23 protein-coding genes and 1 riboswitch are annotated in these 26,190 nt (G+C 51.8%); of the genes, 3 read left to right on the top strand and 20 right to left on the bottom strand.

Annotated elements, in window-relative coordinates; all coding sequences use genetic code 11:
- Positions 1 to 10: 10 nt before the first annotated feature.
- From LI015_RS06305 to LI015_RS06235, 15 genes are all read right to left on the bottom strand, one after another.
- Positions 11 to 817 carry a FliH/SctL family protein gene (locus LI015_RS06305; RefSeq protein ID WP_002566289.1) on the bottom strand — a complete coding sequence of 269 codons (807 nt, stop codon included), beginning with the start codon at positions 815 to 817 and terminating at the stop codon, positions 11 to 13.
- Positions 810 to 1,817: a flagellar motor switch protein FliG gene (fliG, locus tag LI015_RS06300; RefSeq protein WP_002566290.1), complete on the bottom strand. Its 1,008-nt coding sequence runs from the start codon at positions 1,815 to 1,817 to the stop codon at positions 810 to 812. The genes LI015_RS06305 and fliG overlap by 8 nt, the downstream gene beginning before the upstream one ends.
- A gap of 1 nt (position 1,818) precedes the next feature.
- Positions 1,819 to 3,426: a flagellar basal-body MS-ring/collar protein FliF gene (gene fliF / locus LI015_RS06295; RefSeq protein WP_002566291.1), complete on the bottom strand. Its 1,608-nt coding sequence runs from the start codon at positions 3,424 to 3,426 to the stop codon at positions 1,819 to 1,821.
- 29 nt (positions 3,427 to 3,455) lie between these two features.
- Positions 3,456 to 3,761, bottom strand: coding sequence for a flagellar hook-basal body complex protein FliE (locus tag LI015_RS06290; RefSeq protein WP_002570457.1), 306 nt, complete (start codon positions 3,759 to 3,761; stop codon positions 3,456 to 3,458).
- Positions 3,762 to 4,206: 445 nt separating this feature from the next.
- Positions 4,207 to 5,415, bottom strand: coding sequence for an N-acetylmuramoyl-L-alanine amidase family protein (locus LI015_RS06285; protein WP_227124350.1), 1,209 nt, complete (start codon positions 5,413 to 5,415; stop codon positions 4,207 to 4,209).
- A gap of 22 nt (positions 5,416 to 5,437) precedes the next feature.
- The gene (locus LI015_RS06280) at positions 5,438 to 6,658 is read right to left on the bottom strand and encodes an N-acetylmuramoyl-L-alanine amidase family protein (protein WP_002566294.1); all 1,221 of its coding nucleotides are present in this window, start codon (positions 6,656 to 6,658) and stop codon (positions 5,438 to 5,440) included.
- A 29-nt stretch (positions 6,659 to 6,687) separates the two neighbouring features.
- Positions 6,688 to 8,007 (bottom strand): C40 family peptidase, encoded by a 1,320-nt coding sequence (locus LI015_RS06275; RefSeq protein WP_319638719.1) that lies wholly within the window; start codon positions 8,005 to 8,007, stop codon positions 6,688 to 6,690.
- 173 nt (positions 8,008 to 8,180) lie between these two features.
- Entirely contained in the window at positions 8,181 to 8,729 is a 549-nt protein-coding gene (gene spoVT, locus LI015_RS06270; protein ID WP_002566305.1) for a stage V sporulation protein T, read from the bottom strand.
- Positions 8,730 to 8,836: 107 nt separating this feature from the next.
- Entirely contained in the window at positions 8,837 to 9,910 is a 1,074-nt protein-coding gene (gene hydE / locus LI015_RS06265; protein WP_118017125.1) for a [FeFe] hydrogenase H-cluster radical SAM maturase HydE, read from the bottom strand.
- Positions 9,910 to 10,719 (bottom strand): ABC transporter ATP-binding protein, encoded by an 810-nt coding sequence (locus LI015_RS06260; RefSeq protein WP_002566307.1) that lies wholly within the window; start codon positions 10,717 to 10,719, stop codon positions 9,910 to 9,912. The genes hydE and LI015_RS06260 overlap by 1 nt, the downstream gene beginning before the upstream one ends.
- Positions 10,716 to 11,735, bottom strand: a complete 1,020-nt coding sequence (locus LI015_RS06255) for a FecCD family ABC transporter permease (protein ID WP_002566308.1) — start codon at positions 11,733 to 11,735, stop codon at positions 10,716 to 10,718. Before LI015_RS06255 ends, LI015_RS06260 begins: the two co-directional genes overlap by 4 nt.
- A 45-nt stretch (positions 11,736 to 11,780) precedes the next feature.
- Positions 11,781 to 13,013, bottom strand: coding sequence for an ABC transporter substrate-binding protein (locus LI015_RS06250; RefSeq protein WP_002570465.1), 1,233 nt, complete (start codon positions 13,011 to 13,013; stop codon positions 11,781 to 11,783).
- Positions 13,014 to 13,085: 72 nt separating this feature from the next.
- Entirely contained in the window at positions 13,086 to 14,321 is a 1,236-nt protein-coding gene (locus LI015_RS06245; RefSeq protein ID WP_117627130.1) for a nitrogenase component 1, read from the bottom strand.
- On the bottom strand, positions 14,303 to 15,652 hold the full coding sequence (locus tag LI015_RS06240) for a nitrogenase component 1 (RefSeq protein ID WP_227124317.1): 1,350 nt from the start codon (positions 15,650 to 15,652) through the stop codon (positions 14,303 to 14,305). The genes LI015_RS06245 and LI015_RS06240 overlap by 19 nt, the downstream gene beginning before the upstream one ends.
- Positions 15,645 to 16,424: a nucleotide-binding protein gene (locus LI015_RS06235; RefSeq protein WP_002566312.1), complete on the bottom strand. Its 780-nt coding sequence runs from the start codon at positions 16,422 to 16,424 to the stop codon at positions 15,645 to 15,647. Before LI015_RS06235 ends, LI015_RS06240 begins: the two co-directional genes overlap by 8 nt.
- Positions 16,425 to 16,856: 432 nt before the next feature.
- Between LI015_RS06235 and LI015_RS06230 the strand changes: the two genes are divergently transcribed.
- Together LI015_RS06230 and LI015_RS06225 are read left to right on the top strand one after the other, a co-directional pair.
- Positions 16,857 to 17,108: a TM1266 family iron-only hydrogenase system putative regulator gene (locus tag LI015_RS06230; RefSeq protein WP_002566313.1), complete on the top strand. Its 252-nt coding sequence runs from the start codon at positions 16,857 to 16,859 to the stop codon at positions 17,106 to 17,108.
- Positions 17,109 to 17,125: 17 nt separating this feature from the next.
- Complete coding sequence (locus LI015_RS06225) at positions 17,126 to 17,443, top strand: DUF1622 domain-containing protein (protein ID WP_002566314.1); 318 nt, start codon at positions 17,126 to 17,128, stop codon at positions 17,441 to 17,443.
- A gap of 84 nt (positions 17,444 to 17,527) precedes the next feature.
- Here the strand turns inward: LI015_RS06225 and mfd are convergent, their stop codons facing one another.
- The 3 genes from mfd to LI015_RS06210 all read right to left on the bottom strand — a co-directional run bounded on the left by mfd (position 17,528) and on the right by LI015_RS06210 (position 22,733).
- Positions 17,528 to 21,130, bottom strand: coding sequence for a transcription-repair coupling factor (gene mfd, locus LI015_RS06220; protein ID WP_227124316.1), 3,603 nt, complete (start codon positions 21,128 to 21,130; stop codon positions 17,528 to 17,530).
- Positions 21,131 to 21,149: 19 nt separating this feature from the next.
- A complete protein-coding gene (gene pth / locus LI015_RS06215) occupies positions 21,150 to 21,800 on the bottom strand; it encodes an aminoacyl-tRNA hydrolase (protein WP_038282527.1) in 651 nt (216 codons plus the stop codon).
- 219 nt (positions 21,801 to 22,019) lie between these two features.
- Positions 22,020 to 22,733 (bottom strand): biosynthetic peptidoglycan transglycosylase, encoded by a 714-nt coding sequence (locus tag LI015_RS06210; protein WP_227124315.1) that lies wholly within the window; start codon positions 22,731 to 22,733, stop codon positions 22,020 to 22,022.
- Positions 22,734 to 23,017: 284 nt separating this feature from the next.
- A riboswitch (purine riboswitch) is annotated at positions 23,018 to 23,113 on the top strand.
- A 58-nt stretch (positions 23,114 to 23,171) separates the two neighbouring features.
- Between LI015_RS06210 and LI015_RS06205 the strand changes: the two genes are divergently transcribed.
- On the top strand, positions 23,172 to 24,584 hold the full coding sequence (locus tag LI015_RS06205; protein ID WP_002566318.1) for an NAD(P)/FAD-dependent oxidoreductase: 1,413 nt from the start codon (positions 23,172 to 23,174) through the stop codon (positions 24,582 to 24,584).
- Between the two features lie 67 nt (positions 24,585 to 24,651).
- Here the strand turns inward: LI015_RS06205 and LI015_RS06200 are convergent, their stop codons facing one another.
- Both LI015_RS06200 and spoVG read right to left on the bottom strand, forming a co-directional pair.
- Positions 24,652 to 25,566 (bottom strand): hypothetical protein, encoded by a 915-nt coding sequence (locus LI015_RS06200; protein ID WP_002570469.1) that lies wholly within the window; start codon positions 25,564 to 25,566, stop codon positions 24,652 to 24,654.
- Positions 25,567 to 25,874: 308 nt separating this feature from the next.
- On the bottom strand, positions 25,875 to 26,162 hold the full coding sequence (gene spoVG, locus LI015_RS06195; protein WP_002566320.1) for a septation regulator SpoVG: 288 nt from the start codon (positions 26,160 to 26,162) through the stop codon (positions 25,875 to 25,877).
- Positions 26,163 to 26,190: the final 28 nt, after the last annotated feature.

Below are 26,190 nucleotides of genomic sequence, written 5' to 3'. Positions count from 1 at the left end.
ATTTACCGCCTTACTCCCGGCTGTTTAAAGCCATCAGCTGTTTTTTCAGGTTATCCAGCTGTACATCCAGCGATGCGTCCACAATGCCTTCTTCTGTCTCTACCTGGACAAATCCCGGTGGCCTGCTTTCTGTCTTAATGCGCAGCACGCCGCCCATTTTATCCCTTAAGGGTTCCAGGCGCTTTTCAAGGGCCTCCACCAACCCCACAGCGTCCTCCGGAATGTGGACCGTTATATTCTCCTTATCACGCTCCGAGAGCACGGCGCCCGCCACCATGTCGGCCAGCTCGGCCTCGTCATACTCCACTTTTTTCCTGAGTATTTTTTCTGCCATCATAAAGGCCAGTCCCGCCACTCTTTCATTCATCTGGCGCTTGAATTCTTCCAGTCCCTGCCCCAGCCTGTCAACTGCCGCCTGTATGCCGGCCATATCCTGTGAAATGTCCTCCAGGGCCTGGTTTAGTCCCTGGTTATAGCCCTCCGTTTTCGCCTGGTCATGTATCCTTCCGGCTTCGCCCCGGGCCGTGTTCACTATGTTATCCCTCTGGGCATATGCCTCCTCCAATATCCTGGCAGCCGACTGTTCTGCCTGTTTCCTGGCGTGTTCCAGAATTTTACGCTTTTCTTCTGATATGAGGGCATACCGTTTTCCGGCTGTGTCCTGTCCGCCGGCCCCGGCGCTGTCCGCTTCCTGATTCTCTGTCCCGTCTGTGCTTTCCCCGGTACCAGCCTGTCCCGGCATTCCCGGCTCAGGCTGGTACACCCTGACCCTGGCGCTTCCGGTAAAGGTCTGTCCCTGCTTCAATACCTTAGACAATTATCTCATCCTTTCCATCCTTGGAAATCACAATCTCGCCTTCCTCCTCCAGCCGCCTGATAACAGCCACAATCCTCTGCTGGGCTTCCTCCACATCGCTCATACGTATATTATGAAGGTATTCCATATCGCTCTGTATGGATTCGCGCATACGGTTGGACATATTGGAGAATATGGTTGCCGTCACATCCCTGTTGGCAACCTTAAGGGCCACAGACAAATCCTTGGAATCAATCTCACGCAGGAACCGCTGTACGGACAGAGGGTCCAGATAGGCGATGTCCTCGAATACAAACATGAGCTTGCGCACGTCCTCGGCCAGCTGCGGATTTTTCATATTCAGCTCATCGAATATGTCCCGCTCCGTGCTGCGGTCCACATGGTTCATCACGTCCGCTATGTAATTGAGACCGCCCACCTCCATGGTTTCCTCGGATGAGGAGGAACCGATTTTCTTTTCCAGGACCTCCTCGGCTATCTTGATAGCCATGGGCAGGGCCCGGTCCATGTTGGCGATTCGCTCCACCACATCCACTCTGGTATCCTGGGACAGATTTGCAATGATCTTCGACGCCTGTTCCGGTGTGGCATAGGACAGGATGAGCGCCAGTGTCTGGGGATGCTCATTCTGTATGGCTGCCATCAGGGTCTTATAGTCCACTTTTCTGATAAAACTGAATGCCTTGGTTTTCAGGGCCTTGCTGACCCGGTCCATCAGATTTCTGGCCTGCTGCTGCCCAAACGCCTTTTCCAGGACCTCCTTGGCGTAATCACGTCCGCCCTCGGTTATGACCTTTTCTGTCACGCAGCAGTTATAAAAATCCTTGGCAATATCCTCTAATTCATCTTCAGCCAGACGGGGAAGACGGGTGATTTCCATGGACAGCTGTTCCACCTCATTTTCAGTGAGATACCGGAACACCTCAGATGCCCGTTCGCTTCCCAGTATGGATATAACAGCCGCGGCTTTCTCTGCTGGCCTTCTCTCTTCTGCAGGCATCTTATTTTTTATCCTCCTTCAGCCATGAACTTATCATGGATGCAATGATTTCCGGATTCATCTGTGCAAAGGAACGTACCTGCTCCACCGGGTCCTCCGGATTCACCTGCATGCGGCCCAAATCATTCTGCACCGCTGCCTCCTCCGCCCGCTCTTCCATATCCGCAGACGGCGGCACCTCTCCCTCAAAAGGAGCAAACAGCTCCTGGTCCTCCTTCATCTGTCTTCTGCGCCTGCGGCCAAAAATCAGGAACAGTATCAGAAGGAACAGAAGAATTCCGGCTCCGGCCGCAATGGCTATGGTCCGGTAATCAATTCCCGTGTCCACAGGCGCCTGCACAGGCAGCGCCGGCTTGGCCGGAGCTGTCTCCTTCGGCACTTCGCGGAAGCTGGATACCACGATGTCCTCCGGCGCAATGTTGGCTGCCTTGGACGCCGCGTCAATTAACTGCTGCTTTTTGGACTCTGTCAGGTTATCATCGTTGACCGTAATGGCCACAGTTGCCTTCTGAAGTTTTACATTGTCCTTTTCAATCTGTTTCTTTATGTAGCTTACAAGGTAATCCACATCCCTGTAATAATCCCCGGTCCCCTGGGCCGTACCGCCTGTTCCGGCAGTGCCGTAAGCAGGTATGTCCGTGTTGTTCTCTTCCCCGGCAATACCGCCTGCCCCAATCTGGCCGCCTGCCACGCCTCTGCTTTCCCGGTAGTGGTCCACCACGCCCTGTCCGTTCTCCTGGGGTTCATATTCCAGATTCTCGGTTATCATCTTGTCATAGTCTATGACGACCGTGGCAGATACCCGGATCTTATCCGGAGAGTAGGCCAGCGTCAGCACATTCTTGATTTTGTTCTGCAGGCGTTCCTCCACCTTGGCCTCAAAATCCAGGCGGTTCAGGCCGTAAGCCGTGTTTCCTATGTCGTCCGATACCATCTCCTGCATGGTCTCCGCGTTGACCACAGTCACACGCTCAGGCGCCAGACGCGGTACGCTGTCCGCTACCAGATTCTTGATAGCCGATACCTTCTCCGGCGACAAATCATAGGAAGGCATTAAAGTCAGAGAGACAGAACCTGTACTGCCGGAATCCTCGTCCTCCCATACATAAGCGCTCTCATCCGGCACATTCAATGTGACAATGGCATTCTTAATGCCTGTCATGTCCTTCAGAGTGCGTTCCAGACGATCCTGAAGATTCATAAGAAGGTACTGCCGTTTCTCAAACTCTGTGGTAGTAAAACCCATATTATCCGAGAAAATATCAAAAGGAAGCGCCGTTTTCGGATATCCCAGCTCTGACATCTCTATCATGATGTCGCCCAACTGATCCTCCGGAACCGTCACTTCGCCCTCATCATTCCTTTTGGCAGCCACGCCTCTTCCGCCCAGCACTGCCAGAATTTCGTTATTCTCTTCCCTGGATATCCCTGGAAACAATGTTACATAGCTGCCGGCATTTCCTCTGTTTAACATAATGCTGGCTGCCAGGGCTACTACTACTGCCGCTGCTGCCCCAGCCGCCATGGCTTTCTTTCTGCCGCTTCCCAGGATCCGTCCTATGACGCCGTTTCCGCCGGCTCCTGGTTTTATCTTATCCTTTATCCCCATGATTCAATTGTAACATCCTTCATCCAGTATTAGACCTGCATACCCATAATCTGATTATAGGCATTCACTGCCTTTGTAGTAATCTGTGTAGTGAATTCCACTGCTGCTGCTGTCTTTTCCGCCTGTATCAGCGCGGTATGCAGGTTGTCTACCTGTCCTGACGCAAGCTTCATATCCATAATCTGGGTATCCTTAATGGCCTGGTCCGCCTCCCTGACTGCCTCCTTCAGCACACTGTCAAAGCGTTTCTCCGGAACCGCCTTAACTGTGCTGTCCTTTTTTAAGTCAGTTAAGTCTCCTACCCCCTCCATCCTTGTCACCGGTATGATAAACATAATCTTCCCCCCGTTTAACCCACGTTATTTACACAATTATCCAATATTTTAAGTATATCCCCATTCAGTCACTCCGTCAACAAAAATAAATGTTTTAGAAACTGTTTTGTAACCATTTTGACTCTGTTTATAGGAAAAACCGGATGTTGGTAATTTTTCCCATATGATGGATGGGGGACAAAAAAGCAGCCTCAGGATGTTTCTTTGTAAACCTGCTGCTGCTCTTTTCTGATTGGGTAACTTAATGTGCTATATTATGCCGTATCTCACTTCTGTTGTATTCTGCTTCTGTTGTGTTCTGCTTCTGTATGTATTCTGCTTCTGCTGTATTCTGCTTCTGCTGTATTCTGCTTCTGCCGTATCTGATTTATGCCATATATGATTCCGGTCTTACAAGACCTCTGCCGCAGCTCAGCTGCAGCCCTTCTATGGGTTCTGCCTGTCATTAATTATGCCAAATCCCGGAACCATCCAGGTACCGTCCCTCTATATAAGCATTCTTAACCATGCGCCCATTTTCCGGGCTCATATAATACCAATTGCCGCCGTCCAGCAGCCAGCCCGTATGCATGCTTCCGTCCTGGTCAAAGAAGTACATGCCGTCTCCGGCTGTAAGCCATCCCTTATACATGATTCCATCATTTCCCAGATAATACCATTTCCGGCTGTCCTGAAGCCAGCCTGTCTGCATAATTCCATTCATATCCAGGAAATAGTAATTGCCATCCTTCTGCTGCCAGCCCGTCAGCATATATCCGCTGAAATCAAAGAGATACCACCTGCCGTCAATGTTCTTCCATGTACCGATGGGATAGGTGCCGTCTGTGTTCCTGTACCACCAGCCCTCATCATCCTTAATCCATCCCAGCTGGGAAGGGGTCAGCGCATCAGCCTTGTCCGGACCGCCCACCGCGCCTCCGCTCAGAGTGCAGACCTCATCCGCATCTATATCCAGCTCATCGGAATACACCCAGTCGCTGCTGGTGATGTAAGCTGTCTCCTCCGTGTCCTTGGGTATGGCCCTGACGCGGAACTGATAGGTTCCCGCTGTGGTCATCAGGGGGTAAAAATCATAATTCGTGGCAATCACCTTTGGTATGCCCTGGACCATCTGTCCATTCCGGTAAAGCTTCAGCTCGTAAGCGCCGGCATAGGGCACCTGGGCCCAGGTAGCCTTTCCCGGCGGGTATCCCATCCACTCAGCTGTATCCGGTATCTCCAGTGTGCCGGAAGCAGGAGTCAGCAATACCGTAAGAAGCAGTGTCTCATCATTATTGGTCCTTTTCACCGACTTATAGGTTGCCCCGTCAATCTGGAACTTGCTTGGACCTGTGGTCCTGTTGAAATAGTAGCCGCTTCTGGCATGTATCTCAATCTGCACTTTTGGTTCATCCCCCGGTTCCCAGTAATCCTTATTATTCTTGGCAGCCCATTTATAAGCGCCGATGGTATACAGGCTGCTGTCCGTGGTGGCATACACCGTGGCCTCATTGAGCTCATAATCCGCCTGTACATCGGAACGCACCTTCAGCGATACGCTGGTGATGGGTGTCCTCGTCTCTGTCTTGACTGCTGCTATGGAAACAGCAGGAAATACAGCTGTGAGGACCGCCCAGATTCCCAATGCCGCGGCCGCCTTCTTCCATCCATACATCATCATTTCCTCCTTCTGCCGGCTACGGGACCCATATCCCCGCCTGATTCACATAATGCTGGTCCACGGCTTTATCCCGCACCATCTGCCCGCTTGACGGATCCAGATAGTACCAGCTGCCCTGCCATTGCAGCCACCCGGCAGCCATGCTGCCGTCCGGATTCAGATAATACCAGTCATTCCCCTGCTGCAGCCACTGCCCTGTCAGTTTTCCCTTCTCCGGGTCCAGGTAATACCAAATGCGGTTGAACTGGAGCCAGCCCGTAACCATGTCCCCATTGGATGTCAGGTAGTATTCCCTGTCGTTCTTCCACTGCCAGCCTGTAAGCATGTATCCGTTTATGTCAAAAAGATACCATTTTCCTCCAATCTCCTGCCAACAGCCCACCGGATAGCTTCCGTCCTGGTTCCTGTACCACCAGCCGTTTCCGTCCTGGGCCCACCCCGGAGCCTGGGCATTGGGGCCGGTTCCGTCCTTCACGCTGACACCGGCAGTTCCCTTTCCCTGGGACACAGCCCGCTTATCCGCTGCCTGGGCATCCTTTCTGGTGATTTGCTGGTTGTCAGACTCCGTCCATCCGCCTGCTTTCAGGTAATCAGACTCAGACTCGGTCTTTGCCACCGCCCTCACCTTGAAATAGTAATCCCCTTCTTCCGTCATATAGGGAAAGAAATCATAGCTGACCGAATTGGTCCTGGGCACATGGTAGACCATGCTCTCGTCGCAGAACAGCTTTACCTCGTAGGAGGAAGCCCCATCTACCTTAGACCACCTGGCTTTTCCCAAAGGCGTTTCTTCCCAATAAGCCTCCTCCACCTGGTCCAGAGTCCCCTTGACCCCTTTTAATTTGGCAGTAATGGTGAGACTGCGCTTTGCGTCGCTTTTCTTGGATGACACATACTCGGCCCCCCGTATATGCGCGTTGGAGGAACTGATGCTTCCGAAATAGTAATCCTCCTCAGCCGCCAGCTCAATGGATATGCGCGGGATTTCCCCCGCCTTCCAGGATGTCTTTCCGTTGATAAACTCGCAGGACACCACATGATACTTGGTGCTGTCCGCCGTGGCAGACACGCTTCCGCTGCCCCCCATCTCCACGGATGAGGTAACGGCTATGGTCACTGACTTAATGGCTTCGTCTGCAAAAGAAGTCATGGCGCAAGACCACCATATTCCCAGCACAAGACATACTCCTGCTCCTGCCCTGACTGCAAAATATATGAACCGGTTCCTAATCCCCATCATAAACCTCCCCTTATCCTTTATCCCCATTACTGCCATGGCCTGCGTATGGATACAATGGTCCGGTAGGCCGGATCATTGCTCACCTTAATGCCTTCTTTTCTGGAACTGGCGTGTACAATGCGGCCTCCTCCGATATACATGGCCACATGGCCGGAATAGCAGACCAGATCACCCGGCTCCATTTCCTCATATGGTATCTCCCTGCCAAATCCCGCCTGTTCCCCCGACGTCCTGGGAATGCTGACGCCGAAATGCCGGTATACCGACTGGGTATAACCGGAACAGTCTGTTCCGCCGGTAAGGCTTGTACCTCCGTATACATAGGGATTGCCTACAAACTGCAGGGCATAGTCTGCCACATTTCTGCCGAATTCAGTGCCGCCTATGCTTTTCACAGGCCGGCCGCCGGCCGTGCCTGCGCCTCCTGATTCCCGTCCTGCGCCTCCTGGCTCCCGCCCTGCGGCCCCTGGCTCCCATCCTGCGGCCCCTGGCTCCCGCCCTGCGGCCCCTGATGCCTGTCCTGCGCTTCCCGGCTCCCGCCCTGCGCTTTCCTGCTCCTGCCTGATGCGCTCTTTCTCCTGCCTGATACGCTCTTCCTCCTGCCTTGCCCTGAGGATACGTATTTCTTCTGTTTTCCTTATCACTTCCCCGGCAGCCTGGGCTGCACGGGCCTGGGCCTCCTCCAGTTCAAGGGCAAAACTGCTGCTCTCCGTTTTCCTCGCCTCAATGAATCCTTCCAGTTCCTTTTGCTGGGACTCATTTTCCTCTTCCATGACCTCAAGCTGGGATTGTTTCTCCTCCAGCAGCTCCTTTTTCCCGGCAGCTTCCTGCTTTAGCTTCTCATATCTCTGTATAATTTCCTGGTCGTATTCATAAAGCTGCCTGAAATATTCGGTCTGGCTGACTACATCCCCTATGTTCTTTGCCTTTAAAAGGATATCCAGATATGTGATATCCCCCTCCTCATACAGGAACTGAATCCTCTTTTTAAGGATGTCATACTGTCTCTGCCGTTTTTCCTCGGCCTGACGGTAATCCCTGTCTGCCCCCTGAATCTGGGTCTTCAGCTCTTCCATATCGGATTCCAGTATATCCTTAAGGGCCAGCAGCCTTACCAATTCTTCCTCCAGGGCCTGTTCCTTCTGTCTGGACTGCCCCAGCTTCTCTTCCAGCTGCTGCGCCTCAGACTCTGCCCTGGACTTCTCCTCCTCTGCCCTGCGCCTCTCCTGTTCAGCCCTCGTGACAGGTGATGCCCGGCCCGGCAAAGGCGCCTGGACCGCCAGCGCAAGGACTGCCAAAATCAGTATCGCCTTCCTTTGGCGCCCCCGGTTACCATTGATTCCCATACCGTTCTTATGTATACCTATTTACCCTTCCCAAATTACATATCACTTTTTAACAATGCCAGTATAACACAAATGTAACCAGGAAAAAAGCCTGAAAACAGAAACATCCCGGCACAGGGCTGCGATAACGCTTCCCCGTGCCGGGATACCACTGAAAATTCCATATATAACGGTTAGCCTTCCATCTGCCGTCCCAGAAACCCGGCAGCCGTGGATGCCAGCTTCATCTCGGCGTCCCCGAACTTGGCCCTTGGCTCACGGCTCATGAGAGCCACGGCGCCAATGGCGTCGCCTTCGCAGATAATAGGCGCCACCACCTGGGCGCTGATTCCCTCCAGCTCCTCGTCCACTAACTGGATAAATGCCTTGTCTTCCCTGGCAGCGATGACAGTGCTCCGCTCATTGATTGCCTGTTCCAGCTGACGGCTGATATTTCTCTGGAGCAGGTCCTTTTTGGCCCCTCCTGCCACAGCTATGACCTGGTCCCTGTCCGTGATGCATACGAAAAGGCCGGTGGACTGTGCCATGGCCTCTGCATACTGCACGGCAAATGAGGTGAGCTCCATCATAGGCGAGTATTTTTTAAGGATGATTTCTCCTTCCCTGTCTGTGAATATCTCTAACGGCGTACCTTCCCTGAGCCTCAGGGTCCTCCGAATTTCCTTTGGAATGACCACACGGCCCAGATCATCAATTCTTCTGACTATTCCTGTAGCTTTCATAAACAAAATTCCTCCATTTTACTTTCTGTCATTTATCTTCTTTGTTGCCCGTAAATGTAGTATCTGTCAAACAGAGGAATTTATACTTAAAGTAACCTTCAAAGTAATTATGAGGTTTTAAGGGCAGGAACTTCTTTTATTTTTTTGTGGTCGCCCCGGTCAGTGACCACCTCGTACCCTATGGACGCCATTCTGCGTTTTAATTCTTTAATATTGGCCGCGGCCTCCATGCCTGTGCTGATTTTATTGTCGTAAAGCATGTACTTTTTTCTCACTTCCATGGGCGACAGATTTGGCATTACCACATTGGCCCCTGCCATCACGCCCTGTTCCCTTCCATCCGGCTCTATGGTCCCCAGAGCCGTGGTGGCAGGCAGAAGCACATCCGGCAGCATGAGCCGTACAATGGCCAGCAGCAGAAGGGTCTGGCGCAGGGTGCCGGCAGGCCTGTCCTTAAAGGGGGTATCGTGATGAGGGATAAATGGGCCGATCCCCACCATCTCCGGCTGAAGGCCGTGCATAAATTCCAGGTCCTCCGCTATATGGGCCGTGGTCTGATACGGTGAGCCTGCCATGATTCCGCAGCCTGTCTGGTAGCCAATGGCCTTCAGGTTATGCAGACATTCCTTCCTGTACTCAGAAGACATCTGAGGCGGATGGAGACTGGCATAATGGCACGGATTGGCTGTTTCATGGCGAAGCAGATAGCGGTCTGCACCCGCATCAAACCAGCGCTTATAGGTATCGTACCCTTTTTCACCCACAGAAAGTGTGACCGCACAATCCGGGTACTGCTTTTTCATGCGCTCCACCAGATAGGCAATCTTCTCATCCGTAAACCACGGATCCTCGCCGCCCTGAAGCACAAAGGTCCGAAATCCCAGCCCATAGCCAATGCTGCAGCACTCCATAATCTGCTCCGGTGACAGCCTGTATCGGGAAGCCTTTTGGTTGCTTCTCCTGATACCGCAATAGTAGCAGTCGTTTTTACAATAATTGCTAAACTCCATAAGCCCCCGGACATATATCTTGTTTCCGTAATTAGCAAGGGCTGCCTCCCTGGCCTTTTCGTACAGATATGAGTCCTCCTCCCCTATGTTATCCAGCAGGAAACTAAATTCCTCCCTGGAAAGCACATGAGACTTGGCCAGTTTATCCACCAGCGTAATCACCCGCTCCATCATGCACCTCTTTCCATTCTTTCTTTCAGTCCCAAAGGCAGGACACAGGTATACGTCCTGTTCCTTAAGGTTAACGGATACAGCCTGACCTCCACCCCAAACGCCTCATTGAGATGTTCCTCGCTCAGTATCTCATCCGTTGGTCCGAACAGGGTGGTCCCATGGGCGGTGAGCAGCAGGGCTTTCTGGGAAATGGACAAAGCGTGTTCCGGATAATGGGTGTTCACAACAGCGGATATATGCTTTTCCCTGCACAGGCGTTCAATGGCCTCCAGCACAATAAGCTGGTTCCTGAAGTCCAGGTTGGATTCCGGCTCATCCAACACCAGAATGGACGGATTTGCAGCCAGCGCCCTGGCAATAAGCACCATCTGCAGTTCTCCGCCGCTGATGTGGCTGCATAGCTTACCCTTAAGATATCCTATTCCAATCTCTTCCATACAGGCCTCTGCTATTTCCCAGTCCCTCTTTTTAGGCTGTCTGAAAGTGCCCAGATGGGCATTTCTTCCTAAAATCACCATCTCCTGCGTGCTGTAGGCAAAGGCCGACGCCTTTGCCTGGGGTACGTACCCAATCTTCTGCCACAGCTGGTTATATGGGATGTCTTTTATGTTGACGCCGTCCACAAAGGTGCCTCCTGTGTTCCACTCCAGAAGTCCCAGCATACATTTAAGCAAAGTGGTCTTTCCTGCGCCGTTGGCTCCCAGGACAGACAGCACCTGGGGTTCATCCAGGGAGAAGTTTACATTTTTTAATATACATTCATGGGAGGAATAGCCGAATCCTCCGTCCCTTACCTCAAATATCATAAACGGATACCTCCTGTCTTTCTGAGGAGCAGTATGAAACAGGGCGCTCCTATAAGAGATGTCAATATGGATACAGGTATTTCCGTGGCCATGACCGACCTGGCCGCGGTATCAATTATGAGCATAAACAGGGCTCCCGATGCCATACTGGCGGGAACCACTGATCGGTTGTCATTTCCGAATATCATGCGCACCATGTGGGGAATGAGAAGTCCTATCCAGCCAATCTGTCCGCACATGGAGACAACAGCCGCGGTCACCATGGCTGCCCCCAGAATCACCAGGCTGCGGATTCTCTTTACCGGAATGCCCAGGGACTTTGCCTCGTCCTCAGGAAGCGACATGGTATTAAGCTTCCATCTCAAAAGGAACAAAAGCAGGCTTCCTGCAAGGATAAAAGGCGCCCCCATAATAAGAGTGGTCCTGGTGGTGGATGCCATGCTTCCCATAAGCCAGTATGTAATGGAAGGAAGTACGTCCTGGGGATCCGCCGCATACTTCACCAGAGATACCAGGGCGGAAAACAGGGAGCTGACCACCATGCCTGCCAGTATAACCATCAGCGGAGGAATGGTGCCCCTTACCTGGGCCACGCTCCAGGCCATGAGCACGGCCGCAACTCCTGTAATCATGGCAAGGGTCTGTATGCCGAAGGCCGGAAGACCTAACAGAATACCCAGGACAGCCCCAAAGGAAGCGCCATTGGCAGCTCCCAGTGTATCCGGGGTAGCCAGGGGATTGGCAAATAATCCCTGAAATGCCGCCCCGGCTGCCGCCAGCCCTGCCCCGGACAAAAGGGCCAGCACCACCCTGGGAAAACGGATATTGGATATGACCGTCCTCACCTGTCCCGAAACCTGGACATCCGGGAAGGAACCAGGTATCAGCACAGCCGCCAGCTCCTTGGGAGCAATGGTAAACCGGCCGATTGCCATGGCCGCGGCCGCGGCTGCAAAAATTACTGCCAGGGAACCCAGGGTCCAGTACCGGTTCCAGCTTCGTTTACTTCCATTCATACGTTTATTCCACCCTCATATCATTCCGGCTTTGTGCATTAACGCCTATTTCTTATATCCGGCCGCTGCCTCCCGGCCAGGATGGTACATCCTCTGTACCTGCTCTCCGCTTAAATCCACGCCGTATAGTTCCTTATAATAATCCTTTACCTCCTGGGTCATGTCCACATCCGAAAACAGGTCCGGATATACCTGTTTTGCCATCCACAGAAGCGTCATGGGCGTATCCGTGCTGGGTGTATAACTTCTGTAGGTGCCGAGAGGAAGTTTATATACATTCTTGTCCTGTACCGCCTTTACCGGACTCCAGTCGTCCTGTCCAACCGCATTTTCATAGAGGTCCTCTGGCTGGACCGGGGTAAAGTTAGTGATAAAAATAATATCCGGGTTCCACTCATAGACCTGTTCCATGTTGATAACCGCATTGGAATTCTCAGCCGCCACACCTTCCGCCACATTGCGGCCTCCCACTGCGTCGCACCAGAACTGTCCGAAAAATTTCTTACCCGAGGTCACCATGGTGGTATCACTGTAATTAAACAGGAACAGGATATCCTTCTTCTCCTCATCCTTTAAACCGGACACCTTATTCTGGATATCCTCATATATGTTCTGGCTGTACCGGGACACCTGCTCCGCCGTATCACCCTTTTCCGGGAAAATCTGGCTCAGCAGGCTAATCCACTGGTCGTAAGTCTCTATACTGTCGTAATTCCATTTATTTACAGATACCGCAACTGCCGCAAACCCGGCAGAGCGCAGCGCCTCCCCGATTTCCTTGCTGCCCGCATTATAAAATACCACATCCGGCTCCAGTTTCATGAGCTCTTCCATGTTGATATCACTGCCGTTCATAAAATCCGTGCTGGCATTCAGGATGTCGGGAAACAGCTCTCCCAGAAGCCCTGTCCTGGCGGCGCTCATGCTGGCTGGCGCCATACCCACGATTTTCTCCCCGGATCCCAGGAACACCGTGATGATGGAGGGGAGGGGAAGGATATCCGTTACCACCACACGGTTCACCTCCCTGGGTATTTCCACCTGGCTGCCCGCATGGTCTGTTATAATAACAGTGCCGCCGGATTGGGATGCATCTGGTTCCCCGGCGGAGTCTTCCCGGCTTTTTGTCTCCTCTTTCGGTTCCTTTTCCGCCTGCTGCCGGCTGGTGTCTGCGGCCCGGCTTGACGCAGCCGGTGTTTCTGATGCCCCGGCCTGGCAGCCTGTTAATCCGGCGGCCCCAAGGCACACGCTTAAAATGATTGCTGTTAACTTTTTCATAATACTCTTCCTCTCCTTACAACCCTTTATTTTTACCCTTTGTGTATCACCTGTATTTATACCTGTTTACCCTTAAACCGAATCATCCGGGGTGCACACAAAGGGCCTCATAATACTGTGATACATTCTGCCGGAACATGCCTCATGGGGAAAATCCACAAACACAATATTCCTGTGGGCAGGACACACCTGACGGTACAGGGGATCGGCCACCACAACCGTACTTTCCGCTATTGCGCGGATAACTTCATCCTCATCCCAGTCAATGATGTCTCCCTCCAGAGCAAGGGCCTTCTCCCCCTCTGTGGGGCAAAGCACGGTTACCTGGTCTGCGCCCCACTCCTCCCGCAGACAGCACCGCAGGGAACCTGCTATGACCTGTTCCCCAATGATAAGAACCTTTCTGCCGGATAAATCCTCAGGCAGACCGGCAAGCCCCAAATCAGGCCGGATGCACGCGTCTGCATCCCATGAGGGCACATACCCGGCACCATCAAACAGGCTTTGGTTTTCACCGGTCCGCGCCGCCTGCCGGATGCATTCTGCCAGACGCCCGGATGTTCTCCTGCCCACAGGTGTTCCCACCACCCAGGGCGTTCCGTACATCTTCTTTAACTCTGCGGCCGCCGGAAGTCCCACTGCCGATACCACCAGATTTACGTCGGCCAGACCCGCCAGCCGCAGTTCATCCAGGCCGCTTTCCATGGCCCAGCATCCCACGGTCTCCATTCCATGGCTTCTGAGAAAATCCTTTAATCTTGCTGTGTTTCCCGTAAGGGAAAAATCCAGCGGAGTGACTCCCAGTATATTAACTTTCAGGGCTGCCGGCCTGTCCGCCTTAATCCCGGGCGGGCAGAACCGTTTCACAATCCACCTCAGAGCCTCCCCTGCCCCGCGGACATAGGAATGCATTCCATTGGTGGCAATACCAAACGTGGGGATTCCGGTCTTATTTTCAATCATTCTGGCAATCCCCTTAAAGTCAGTTCCCATCATCATGGGAATAGGGGTTCCCCCAATGCATATAAATGCCGGACAAAGATTCAGCGCTGCGTCCACGATATCCCGCACCAGCTTTTCATCGTCCCCCATGACTGCTTCCAGCTCCGACAGGGCTGAGATATACACCATACTGTCCATGGAGTACCACCTGGGCTCATCATGGGTGGTGTAGGTGGAATTGCAGCCTGAGGCATCATGCATCACAGTCATCCCGCCCAGCTCATATAAGGCCGAGCAGATTCCTGATATATCCGCCGCGTATACCGGCAGAATCCGGTTTGTCCGTTTCAACAGCAGCACCCCCATCCCTTTACCTGTATCAGTTTTTCCGTATCCTTTTCTTCCCCGGCAGCTTCTTCCATCATGGCGGCCAGCTCCAGGATACCGCCGTACCCGTACAGTCCTCCGTCCTCCACCATATTTACAAAATGAGAAGTCCCTGTAAAGTAGGCTGCCTTCTGCCCGATTGCCAGCACCTTTCCTCCCGCCTCCCGGCACCATGTCCTGGGCAGAACCGCCATCTTGTGGTATACCGTGGGACAGAGCAGCATCCGGGGACATTGCTTCTTAAGCCAGGCAAAGGTATCCTCTTCTTCCGGCGATATGGTATCCGCATAAATACGTTCCACCCGGAAACCGCATTTGACAAGCAGCTTCGCCATGCCAAAGGGCCTGGAAGATGCCGTGTAGTCAATGGCCACAGACCACCCCGCAAGCTCTCCCGCAAGCGTTTCCAGGGCCGTCTCTGCCTTCTGCCATAGCTGATCCATCTCTACTTCTTTCCAGATGGAGTCAAAATCCAGTTCCAGCAAATCCGACAGGCATTTCCAGTGTTCCCTTATCTGTTCCCAGTCATAGCTCACCGGCAGATAGACCCATTCCTGTCCCAGGCGCCCGCAAAGCTCTTTCGCCGCAGGCCGCCCCAGAGGATTCGTCACCAGATTGAGCTTTGATGAGGCCATGGTCTCATATTCCCGGAAATCACGGCAGGTACATATATCCTTAATATTAAATCCATTTTTTTTCAAGATATTATAAAGCTCTGAACTTTTCCGCAGAGCCAGATTATTGCCGATGACATTTACCTGCTTCGTACACATATCAGCAGGTTTTAAAAGGCAATACAGCTGTTTTCTCATAAAAGGGTCCGGCGGCATTTTAGTCTTTCTCATAATGGGGTTCATCCAGCACTGCACGAATCCCACCTGTGGAAAACGTGTGTTTAACTCCCCAAATACGATTTTCATATCCGTTCCCAGAAAATGATGGATACAGCTTGTAAACAGCAGCAGGGCCTTTGGCAGCGCAGGCAGTCCCTCCAGAATATGAGTCACTCCCTCAATGATGATCTCCTCGCAGTTTCCCTCCAGCACCGAATCCTCATCCACGGATATGGTAGAAAAACGGCTGCTGTCGCCAAGCTCCGCAGCCGACAGTACCACGCCCCTCAGGCAGCTCTGGGCGCATACGAATACCTGATGGCTCTCAGGCAGCAGCATTCCTATATGGACAATGGTCCATCCTCCCCTGGCCGGGGCGCTGTATTCCAATCCGTATGTAAAAGGTGCCAGGCTGTCCACCTGGGACAGGGCAAGGGCCGTATCCTGCCCCGCAGTGTCATGCAGTCTCTTAAGCATAGGCCTTCTTCACCTCTTCCTCTCCGCAGGCCGCTAAAACAGCGTCCGCCATTTTCCTGTACTGCCCGGCCATATCGCTGTCAGGATAAGCCTCCATGACAGTCTTTCCAAGCTCCTCCGCCTCTCCCACCAGAGGGCTGTAATCCAGGGAGCCTATGATTTCCGTTTCCATGTCCTCTGCCAGCTCCTCCACCTTCTCCTGTTCCCGCTTCACGCCGCGGCGGTTGAGGAGGATGCCTCCCAGGCTGGCATACCCCCTGGCTTCAAAGGACTTTACCGCCGCGGCTATATTGGCAGCCGCATAGATTGCCATATTTTCCCCGGACGTCACGATAAATACCTTGTCCGCATATCCTTCCCGGATAGGCATGGCAAAGCCTCCGCAGACCACGTCGCCCAGCACGTCGTAGATGACCACGTCCGGTTTATAGACCTCAAAGGCATTCCTCTCCTCCAGCGCCTCAAAAGCAGTGATAATCCCGCGGCCGGCACATCCCATGCCCGGGGTAGGACCTCCCGCCTCAGCACAGAGCACACCCCCGCTTCCCTCTGTCACCAGTTCATCAAGCCCCGCCTTATCTCCCCTGGCCCTGATGATATCCAGGATAGAGGTCACTGTATGTCCCTGGTGAAGCTGTATGGTAGAGTCCGCCTTGGGATCGCAGCCTATCTGCATCACCTTGTATCCCCGCTCTGAAAGCGCCACTGATAAATTGGATGAAATGGTGGACTTTCCGATTCCGCCTTTTCCGTAAACCGCTATTTTTAACATGTTCTATCCTCCCCCTCTTGTCTTTAAAACACAAAAAACCTCTCTCCGAAATTCAGAGAGAGGATATCATCAGCATACCGAGGCTTCACCAACAGGCACATATACGCGGTTCATGCCAACCGTGCCTGCATACGGCACACACTGGCAAACCACGCAAAACAACTCCTGCACAGCCAGGACAGTTCCGCTCTCTCTTTATCTCAGGGTTGCTTCGCATCAGAGAAAGGTTCTATTTAGTTATTACCATCATATTCCAGCCAGAAGGAAAAAGCAAGGGTTAAAAAATCATCTTGTCCTGCGCCTTGTTTGGGCTTTACGAAAGGTCAATACCCGTGATATCATAACCACAGATAACCCCGGCCCGGAAAAAAGCATGAATACAGCTACTGTAAAAGCCTGCCGGGTAGAAAACAATAAGGGAGGACATACTTTATGGAAGACCGTCTGGCTGTCATCAGCTGCATCATCAGCAATCCTGATTCCGTGGCAACGGTAAATGAAAAATTCCACCTTCAGTCCGGTCTGATTATCGCCCGCCTGGGTGTTCCCTGCCGGGATTACGGGGTATCCGTCATCAGCGTGGTCCTGCACGGAACCCAGAACCAAATCAGTTCCTTTGCCGGAGACCTGGGAAAGGTGGACGGTGTAAAGGTAAAATCCATTCAGGTGCCGGTGAACAAGTAAAAGAAAGGGAACAAACCATGGAACATTTGGAATGGCTGCTGTCTCTGGTAGCAAACACCGCAATCATTATTTTTGAATTTATCGGCGTGGGTATCATCATATACTCAGGTCTCACAAGCTTCCTTAAATTTCTCCGCCGGTCCCCGGACACCAAGATTTATCTGGCAAAGGGCCTGGCCATGGGACTGGAATTTAAGATGGGAAGCGAAATCCTGCGCACGGTGGTGGTCCGTGAGTGGAAGGAAATCGGAATCGTGGCCGGAATCATTGCATTAAGGGCCGCCCTTACCTTCCTGATTCACTGGGAAATCAAAGAAGAGGAACGGGCCGAATAAGGTCCTGACACAGAAAGGCCGCGAGAAACAGGGGAATTTTCCTGTTCTCGCGGCCTTCCTGTATCTGGGTGTTATCATAGTATTTTATATGCGTATCCCGCACATACTTTTCAGAATCTCTTCTGCCTTCCCCATCATCTCAAGGCTGTCCTGGTTCTTATTCCTTCTGTCAATATAGTGGAAGGAAGGCACATCCCCGGGCACCAGTTTCAAATCACCCTTATAGGACCTCACCATGTCCGGAATCTTCTCCACCTGTAGTTTGGCTTTCTGATACATGGTAAGCCTTACCTCCTGGCGGTTAATCACCACCTCTGTCACATAGGCCTGGTGTGCCAGAGCCCTGATGGACGCTATCTTAAGAAGGTTCTCCACACTGCGCGGTATATCCCCAAAGCGGTCCATCAGCTCATCCTGCATATCCATATACTCTTCCTCTGTCTCAATGGCGGAAATACGTTTATAGATATCCAGCTTCTGGTATTCATTCTTGATATAACGTCCCGGAATATATGCGTCAATATCACACTCCACAACGGTATCGTAGGAATCCTCCTCCAAGGTCTCTCCCTTAAGGGCCAGCACGGCCTGATTCAGCATTTTGCAGTACAGATCATACCCCACGGCTTCCATGTGGCCGTGCTGTTCCGCCCCCAGCACATTGCCCGCGCCCCGGATTTCCAGGTCCCGCATGGCAATCTTGATACCGGATCCCAATTCCGTAAATTCCCGGATGGCCTGGAGGCGCTTCTCAGCCTCCTCCCTCAAAAGCTTATCCCTCTTATACATGAGAAAGGCATAGGAGGTCCTGTTGGAACGCCCTACCCTGCCTCTCAGCTGATACAGCTGGGACAGCCCCATGCGGTCCGCATCATGGATAATCATGGTATTGGCATTGGATATATCCAGGCCGGTCTCAATGATGGTGGTGGACACCAGCACATCAATTTCCCCGTTGATAAAATCCGCCATAATCCGTTCCAGCTCATGCTCCCGCATCTGGCCATGGGCAAATGTGACCACAGCATCCGGCACAAGGGCCTGAACACGGCCAGCCACCTCATCAATATCCGTCACACGATTGTATACATAATACACCTGACCGTTTCTTGCCAGCTCGCGGTTGATTGCCTCACGCACCATCTCCTCATTGTATTCCATCACATAGGTCTGAATGGGAGTCCTGTCCACCGGCGGCTCCTCCAGCACACTCATATCGCGTATGCCTGCCAGGCTCATATGAAGGGTCCTGGGAATAGGCGTGGCTGTCAGGGTGAGTACATCCACATTTTCCTTCAGGTGCTTGATCTTTTCCTTATGGGCAACGCCAAACCGCTGCTCCTCGTCAATAATCAGCAGTCCCAGGTCCTTAAACTGCATATCCTTGGACAGGACCCGGTGGGTGCCGATTACAATGTCCACCATTCCCTTGCGCAGGTCCTCCAGGGTCCTTTTCTGCCTGGCCGGTGTGCAGAACCGGCTCAGCATATCCACCCGCACCGGAAAATCCTTCATCCGCTGCACAAATGTATTATAATGCTGCTGGGCCAGAATCGTGGTTGGCACCAGGTATACCACCTGCTTGCTGTCCTGGACAGCCTTAAATGCAGCCCTCAGGGCCACCTCCGTCTTACCGTACCCCACATCACCGCAAATCAGGCGGTCCATGATTCTCCTGCTCTCCATATCCTTCTTCACCGCGTCAATGGCATCCATCTGGTCATCCGTCTCATCATAGGGGAACAGTTCCTCAAACTCTCTCTGCCACACCGTATCCGTTCCATACTGGAATCCGGCCTTTTCCTGGCGCGCCGCATAAAGCTTCACCAAATCCCTGGCAATCTCCTGGACAGCCCCACGGACTCTGGTCTTGGTTTTATTCCACTCGGTCCCTCCCAGCTTGTTGAGCTTAGGTTTCTTGGCCTCTGCTCCAGCGTATTTCTGGATGCTTTCCAGACGTGTGGCCGGCAGATACAGATTGCCTCCGTCCCCATACTCAATCTTGATATAGTCCTTGATGACCTTATCCCGCTCAACCTTCTCGATGCCCTTATATATACCCAGGCCGTGCTCCTCATGGACCACATAATCCCCCACGGACAGCTCTGTGAAACTCTGTATGGCCTTGCCCTGGTAGTTTGTCTTTTTACGGCGCTTTCTTTTTTTCTCCACGCCGAACATATCGCCCTCTGTGATAAATACAAACTTCAAAAGAGGATATTCAAATCCCCTGTGGAGATTGCCGTAGGTGACCAGAATCTCTCCTGGCCGGACCTTGCGGACAGAGGTATTTACAGCGCCCGGATTTCCGGTATCCGCGCTGCCGGCGCCCTCTCCTCCTGCATTTCCGCTTTCCCCTTCCCGCCCATCCGGGCAATAGGCCCTCAGGTCATATTCCCTCAGGTCGCTGGCAAGCCTGCTGGCCCTGGTCCTGGAAGCAGATAAAAGAATAACCCTGTATCCTTCCTTCTTCCACCTGGTCAGGTCCTTAATGAGAATCTCGAAGCTGTTCTGGTATGAGTTCACATTTTTAACATCTATGCTGAATTTCTGATTTACCTTCATGCCTGGAAGCTTCTGGTCCAGCCCTGTAAGCATAACAGCATATGGTTTCTGCATCCTGGCCAGGATCTCGGCCGCTGGATAGAGAAGCTCGGTCTGGCCCGGCAGCAGATACCCCTTTTCCAGCCTGTGCACCATGCTTTCCCTGAATTCCAGCTCCACGGTCTCGCCCTTTTCCTTTAATCTGGCGGGCTCATCCAGAAAGATCACGCTCTCACCCTGGGGAAAATACTCCAGGAAGGAAACCGTATCCGGGCAGAAATACCGGATATAAGCATCCAGCCCGCCAATCCTCCACCCCTCGTCCAGTCCGCTTCGCAGCTCCCCGATAATGGTGTGGATTCGGTGGGCTTCCTCCGGTTTATGCTGCTCCCTTAGTGCCTTCTCATATGTCTTTTCTTCCTTTTCCAGCCTTCTGATTCCGGCAGCCAGCTGGTCTGCTGAAAGCACCACCTCCGCAGCCGGATAAATGGTGATGTTCTCTAACTGCTCCACCGATCGCTGGCTTTCCAGATCAAAGGTACGGATGGAATCCACCTCATCATCCCACAGCTCAATGCGCACCGGCACTTCCTCAGTCAGCGGAAAAATGTCCACGATTCCGCCTCTGATGGAGAACTGGCCCATGCCGTCTACCTGGGCCACCCTCTCATAGCCCATGGCAATCAGGCGTTCCTTCCAGACATCCAAATCAATCACCTGTCCGCTCTCCACCGTGATGGACTGCTCCCTCAGATATTTGAGCGGCAGCAGATGGTCCATAAGGCCGTCCATAGTGGTGACCACCACGCCCTCCCTGTCCTCCATGAGGCGGCGCAGCACAGCAATCCGCTGTCTGGCCATCAGGTTTCCATGAATGTCCGCACTGTAAAACAGCAGGTCCTTGGCAGGATACAGCCACACCCGGCTGGTAAAGCTGCGTAAATCATCGTAGATTTCCTTGGCCCTGGTGTCATCATACGTGACCACCAGTTTCCAGGAAAATGCGCTTGCCTCTCCCAGCTCGTACATCAGATGTACCTTCTGCGAATCCAGGGTCCCTGTTACCTGCAGCGGTCCCTTTCCGGATTTCAGTGCCTGAACCAGATTGTCATACTCCTGTAATTCTAATAATGGATTTTCCATTTTATCCCTGCACCCCTTATCAGCCCTTATGGCCGTTAAACTGATTCATTGCCGCGTCAGCGCCCTGAGTAATCATCATCTCCACTGCCCCGGCAGCTTCCCTGAACGCGTCCTCCATGACAGCCCTGTCCTCTTTGGAGAACCGGCTCAGTACATAGTCAGCCAGGTCCATTTTCTTAGGTTTGTCGCCCACTCCCACCTTAATGCGCGGGAACTCCTGGGTTCCCAGGTGGGAAATGATGTTTTTAATCCCGTTATGGCCCCCTGCGCTGCCTTTTTTCCGGATTCGCAGCTGCCCCACATCCAGGCTGATATCATCATATACAATAATAATATGTTCCGGGTCCACTTTATAGAAATCAGCCGCAGCCCTTACGCTCTCGCCGCTCAGGTTCATGAAGGTCTGGGGCTTTAAAAGCAGAACCTTCTGTCCGCCGATGATGCCTCTTCCGTAACATCCCTTGAACTTTTTCTCCTCCACGGTGGTGCCCAGACGGTCAGCCAGGACATCTATAACCTCAAAGCCCACATTATGTCTCGTCTTCTCATACTCCCTGGTGGGATTGCCTAACCCCGCAATGATGTACATTACCCTGTCATCCTCCTTATCACCTTCTGCCTTCCTGCCAAATCCCAGCCGCTCTTTTATTTTCTCCCATATTCCGCTCATTTTTCCGTCACTTTGCCTTCCAGTTTTATGATTTGCCCGCATTTTCCAATATATTCCTATATTTATAACACGCCTTTAAGCGTTAGATACAAACCACATGGGGGTATCTAACGCTTTTTTCCGTTCCATCATTCTATCAGATTACGCTTAAAAAGTAAAGCAGATGGAGGGCTCTTTCCTCCATCTGCCAGCCTCTATCTGTTAATCATATTCCCGTCATCACCGGCTGCTTCCAACTGCCATGGTTTCCAAAGCCCGTTCCTCTGTAAAATATCCGCATTTCACCAGACGGTCCAGAACCTGCTGCTGGCGTCTGGCTGCCAGTTCCTGGCTCACAGTGGGTGCATAGCAGGATGGGGCGTTGGGAATCCCGGCCAGCAATGTGCTCTCATAATCCGTCATGTCCTCAGGCTCCTTGTCGAAGTAGCCATTGCTTGCATCCCTCACGCAGTAATATCCGTTTCCATAATAAATGGTATTCACATACAGCTCCAGAATCTCATTCTTGCTGTAATTCCTCTCTAAATCAAATGCCACCAGGACCTCAGCCACCTTGCGGACCAGCTCCTTTTCCTGGCTGAAATACATATTCTTGGCCAGCTGCTGTGTCACCGTGCTTCCGCCTTCCACAAAGGCCCCTGCCTTTATATCATTGAATACAGCCCTTCCAATGGCTATCACGTCGATTCCCGGATGGTTATAGAACCTGTGGTCCTCCACGGACAGCACCGCATCCACATAAATCTCAGGAAGCTGGTCAAAGGTGGTATAGTTTTCCTTGGCACGTATGGACGCCACTTTATCTTCAAGGCTCATACTGTCCACGGCTTCCCGGTACATTCCGTATCCCTTCACAGCCACTGTCACGCTGAAGCACAGCACCACCATAAGCATTATAGCTGCCACCCACTTGATACCTGTACGCACCTTCATCCTTTCACCTGCTTTCTCTTCTGAATCATATATGTTGGAATCATCTTATCTCATATATGTATCATAGCATAAGAGAATACAATAATCTTTGAATTTGCCTTAATATACCGTGACTATTCTCTGACTATTTATGAAATTTTTTCTAAAGGTCTGATTGGTTTTTCTTAAGGTTTTCAGGCCTTTCACCGGGCCTTTCTCCAGGCCTTTACCGGAACCTTTACCGAAGCCTTTTCCATAAGCACTTTACGGCTTTCCGCCCTTGCATAACACCACATACTATGCTAAACTATAACCGTTGTGATGCCTGTATAAGTTCATGATTGGATGAACGTTTCTACCAGCTACCGGAATAGTTGACTACATGCTTCTATTTTGTATACTGGTTTTTTTGTGCCATGAAACCAGGCAAATCAGGCAGTGAAAGAAAGGAGTTTCCCTATGAATCCAACCACAAATTACGACGTAATCATTATTGGCGCAGGTCCCTCCGGCATCTTCTGCGCGTATGAATTAATCCAGAAGAAACCCGGCATGAAAATCCTCATGGTGGAAAAAGGGCGCCCCATCGAAAAGAGAGTCTGCCCAAAACGCACCACCAAGGCATGTGTGGGCTGCAAACCCTGTTCCATCACCACGGGCTTCGCAGGCGCAGGCGCATTTTCTGACGGCAAGCTGTCCCTGTCCCCTGATGTGGGAGGCAATCTTCCGGAAATCCTGGGGTATGATAAAACAGTTGAACTCTTAAAGGAATCTGATAATATTTACTTAAAATTCGGCGCTGATACCAATGTATACGGCATGGACAAACAGAAGGAAATAGAGGAAATCCGCCGCAAGGCCATTGGCGCTAACTTAAAGCTGATTGAATGTCCCATCCGACATCTGGGAACCGAGGAGGGGTATAAGATTTATACCCGGCTTCAGGAGCACCTTCTGGCCCAGGGCATTACCATGGAATTCAACACCATGGTCAGGGACATTATTATTGAAGGCGATACCGTAAAGGGCATCATCACAGACAAGGACGAAACCTACTACGCGCCTGAGGTGGTTTCCGCCATCGGACGGGAGGGTTCTGACTGGTTTTCACACATCTGCGGAAACCACGGAATCCAGACCCAGGTAGGCACTGTGGACATAGGCGTACGTGTGGAAGTCCGGGATGAGGTTATGAAGTTCTTAAACGAAAACCTGTATGAAGCCAAGCTGGTATACTATACCCCCACCTTCGACGACAAGGTCCGCACCTTCTGTACCAATCCTTCCGGGGAGGTGGCCACAGAATATTACGAAAACGGCCTTGCAGTGGTAAACGGCCATGCGTACAAATCCCAGGAGTATAAGACAAACAACACCAACTTTGCCCTTCTGGTAAGCAAGAACTTTACCAAACCCTTCAACGAACCCATTGAATACGGCAAGCACATTGCCCAGCTGTCCAACATGCTCTGCGGAGGAAGAATCATGGTTCAGACCTTCGGTGACTTCCAGAGAGGACGCCGGACCACGGAGGAGCGCCTCTGCCGCAACAACCTGATTCCCACCCTGAAGGATGCCGTGCCGGGTGACCTGTCCCTGGTATTCCCCCACCGCATCATGACGGATATCAAGGAAATGCTTCTGGCCCTGGACAAGGTGACTCCCGGCATTGCCAGCGACGAAACTCTGCTCTACGGTGTTGAGGTCAAGTTCTATTCCAATAAGGTGGTGGTCAACGCTGACTTTGAAACCAGCATCAGGGGACTGCGGGCAATCGGAGACGGTGCCTCCGTCACCAGAGGGCTGCAGCAGGCCTCTGCAAATGGCATAAGCGTGGCAAGAAGTATTCTGAAACAGATGGAAACCCTGTAATATCAAAACGTTTGGAATCCCCTTATTTAAGGGGACCCCAAACGTTTTTGTGTTCTTATCCGCACTATTACACCTTATCCCAGGACTCCATATATGCCAATATATGCTCCGCGTCAGAATCCGGATGCAGTCCGATTAAATCATACAGCCTCTGCACCACCTCCGCGGGTTCCATTAAATCCTCAGCAATCCTGGCAGCCGACTGCCCTTTTTCCCGCTTACGCATGACCTGGGTTATTAATTTCGCCATCTTCCCCTGTTCCAAGCCCTTTTCAAGCCCTATGGTCTCCCGCTCCTCCAGCTCATCTGCAAAAAGTTCCCGCAGCGCATCACACATCTTCTCCACCTCCTGACACGTTTCCCAGTTTGCCCGCAATATTAAATCCATGGCTGTCTCATACAGGGGATTCTGTTCCTTCCCCTTATACTCCTTCATCAGTACTTCAATGTCTTCATCCGGCTTCAGTCCGCTTCTCAAACGGCTCAGCCAGATATTGTCCTCCTTTGACAGTTCCCTTATGACGAGAATCTGTAGCGGAAACAAAAGTCCCTTAATGTAATATATCCCCGGGGCTTCCTCCTCCATATGCACTCCATAAGCCTTTTCCAAAAACACATGCAGGCTCCGCGGATAATGTTCCCCTGCCAATGTGACCGTAACCTGGGACGGCAAAATCTCCTGGACCCTCTCCGTATTGGACTGAAGTAAACACGCATATCCTATAGATTTATAAAAATCATTTATACTGATGTAATCCTTTATCCCCTTATATTCCACCACATTATACTGACGGAATATGCGGCCAATGTTCTTTTGTATCACCCGTCCGGTTTCCTTTCTGACCACCAGAACATCAATCTGCAAGGGCTTCCTTGTAAGATTATACTCCGCGTAAAACCGCAGAAACCGCCGTTCTTCCTCCAGTTCAATCTGCAATACTGCAAAAAAACCGGGATGCCATTGAAGCCGTTTTTTATCCATACACACTCTCCCTTTATTATAATAAATTATGTCTCTGTCAGCAATAGCTGTATCTGAAATTCTGTCCTGCCCGGAAAGCTGCACCAACGCTCTATGGCATCACCCGGCTCCTTCTAAACATGCTATTGCAGTATCACAATTTGAATCTATGGCCGAAACGGCCGTCACAGCGCCTGAAGGCGCTAAAGAATGTCTGTCCGACATCTGAAAATACAACTCAACTATAGCACAGGCATATGCAAAAAACAAGAGCCGTCCCGGTTCATAATGTATCAACCGAAATCAGCTCCTGTTCATCCTTCTGTATCTTATGCCATTCCTTCCTCTGCCGCCTCATTCTCCAGCAAGGTTGTCTCATACTTATTCAAAATGATGGTCTGAATCATATCCCTTGTGTTGGAGTTTATAGGATGGGCAATATCGCGGTACTCTCCGTCCGCTGCCTTGCGGCTTGGCATGGCTATGAATAAACCCTTCTCCCCCTCAATTACCTTGATGTCATGAATGACGAATTCATTGTCCAGTGTGATGGAAACAATTGCTTTCATCTTGCCTTCCTTTTCAACCCGTCTCACTCTCACGTCTGTAACCTGCATGTTTTCTACCCCTTCCGTCTTATCCCGC

Origin of the sequence: Enterocloster sp. 210928-DFI.2.20 (assembly GCF_020554465.1) — a bacterium.
Classification (GTDB): domain Bacteria; phylum Bacillota; class Clostridia; order Lachnospirales; family Lachnospiraceae; genus Enterocloster; species Enterocloster bolteae.
Note: the sequence above shows the minus strand (reverse complement) of the source record. Positions and strands in the feature narration are given on the sequence as shown.

Coding starts and splice junctions, on each gene's coding strand:
- fliG (WP_002566290.1), bottom strand. CDS start 1,817: ATGCCTGCAGAAGAGAGAAGGCCAGCAGAGAAAGCCGCGGCTGTTATA.
- fliF (WP_002566291.1), bottom strand. CDS start 3,426: ATGGGGATAAAGGATAAGATAAAACCAGGAGCCGGCGGAAACGGCGTC.
- LI015_RS06290 (WP_002570457.1), bottom strand. CDS start 3,761: ATGTTTATCATACCGGTGACAAGGATGGAGGGGGTAGGAGACTTAACT.
- LI015_RS06285 (WP_227124350.1), bottom strand. CDS start 5,415: ATGTATGGATGGAAGAAGGCGGCCGCGGCATTGGGAATCTGGGCGGTC.
- LI015_RS06280 (WP_002566294.1), bottom strand. CDS start 6,658: ATGGGGATTAGGAACCGGTTCATATATTTTGCAGTCAGGGCAGGAGCA.
- LI015_RS06275 (WP_319638719.1), bottom strand. CDS start 8,007: ATGGGAATCAATGGTAACCGGGGGCGCCAAAGGAAGGCGATACTGATT.
- spoVT (WP_002566305.1), bottom strand. CDS start 8,729: ATGAAAGCTACAGGAATAGTCAGAAGAATTGATGATCTGGGCCGTGTG.
- hydE (WP_118017125.1), bottom strand. CDS start 9,910: ATGGAGCGGGTGATTACGCTGGTGGATAAACTGGCCAAGTCTCATGTG.
- LI015_RS06260 (WP_002566307.1), bottom strand. CDS start 10,719: ATGATATTTGAGGTAAGGGACGGAGGATTCGGCTATTCCTCCCATGAA.
- LI015_RS06255 (WP_002566308.1), bottom strand. CDS start 11,735: ATGAATGGAAGTAAACGAAGCTGGAACCGGTACTGGACCCTGGGTTCC.
- LI015_RS06250 (WP_002570465.1), bottom strand. CDS start 13,013: ATGAAAAAGTTAACAGCAATCATTTTAAGCGTGTGCCTTGGGGCCGCC.
- LI015_RS06245 (WP_117627130.1), bottom strand. CDS start 14,321: ATGGGGGTGCTGCTGTTGAAACGGACAAACCGGATTCTGCCGGTATAC.
- LI015_RS06240 (WP_227124317.1), bottom strand. CDS start 15,652: ATGCTTAAGAGACTGCATGACACTGCGGGGCAGGATACGGCCCTTGCC.
- LI015_RS06235 (WP_002566312.1), bottom strand. CDS start 16,424: ATGTTAAAAATAGCGGTTTACGGAAAAGGCGGAATCGGAAAGTCCACC.
- LI015_RS06230 (WP_002566313.1), top strand. CDS start 16,857: ATGGAAGACCGTCTGGCTGTCATCAGCTGCATCATCAGCAATCCTGAT.
- LI015_RS06225 (WP_002566314.1), top strand. CDS start 17,126: ATGGAACATTTGGAATGGCTGCTGTCTCTGGTAGCAAACACCGCAATC.
- mfd (WP_227124316.1), bottom strand. CDS start 21,130: ATGGAAAATCCATTATTAGAATTACAGGAGTATGACAATCTGGTTCAG.
- pth (WP_038282527.1), bottom strand. CDS start 21,800: ATGAGCGGAATATGGGAGAAAATAAAAGAGCGGCTGGGATTTGGCAGG.
- LI015_RS06210 (WP_227124315.1), bottom strand. CDS start 22,733: ATGAAGGTGCGTACAGGTATCAAGTGGGTGGCAGCTATAATGCTTATG.
- LI015_RS06205 (WP_002566318.1), top strand. CDS start 23,172: ATGAATCCAACCACAAATTACGACGTAATCATTATTGGCGCAGGTCCC.
- LI015_RS06200 (WP_002570469.1), bottom strand. CDS start 25,566: ATGGATAAAAAACGGCTTCAATGGCATCCCGGTTTTTTTGCAGTATTG.
- spoVG (WP_002566320.1), bottom strand. CDS start 26,162: ATGCAGGTTACAGACGTGAGAGTGAGACGGGTTGAAAAGGAAGGCAAG.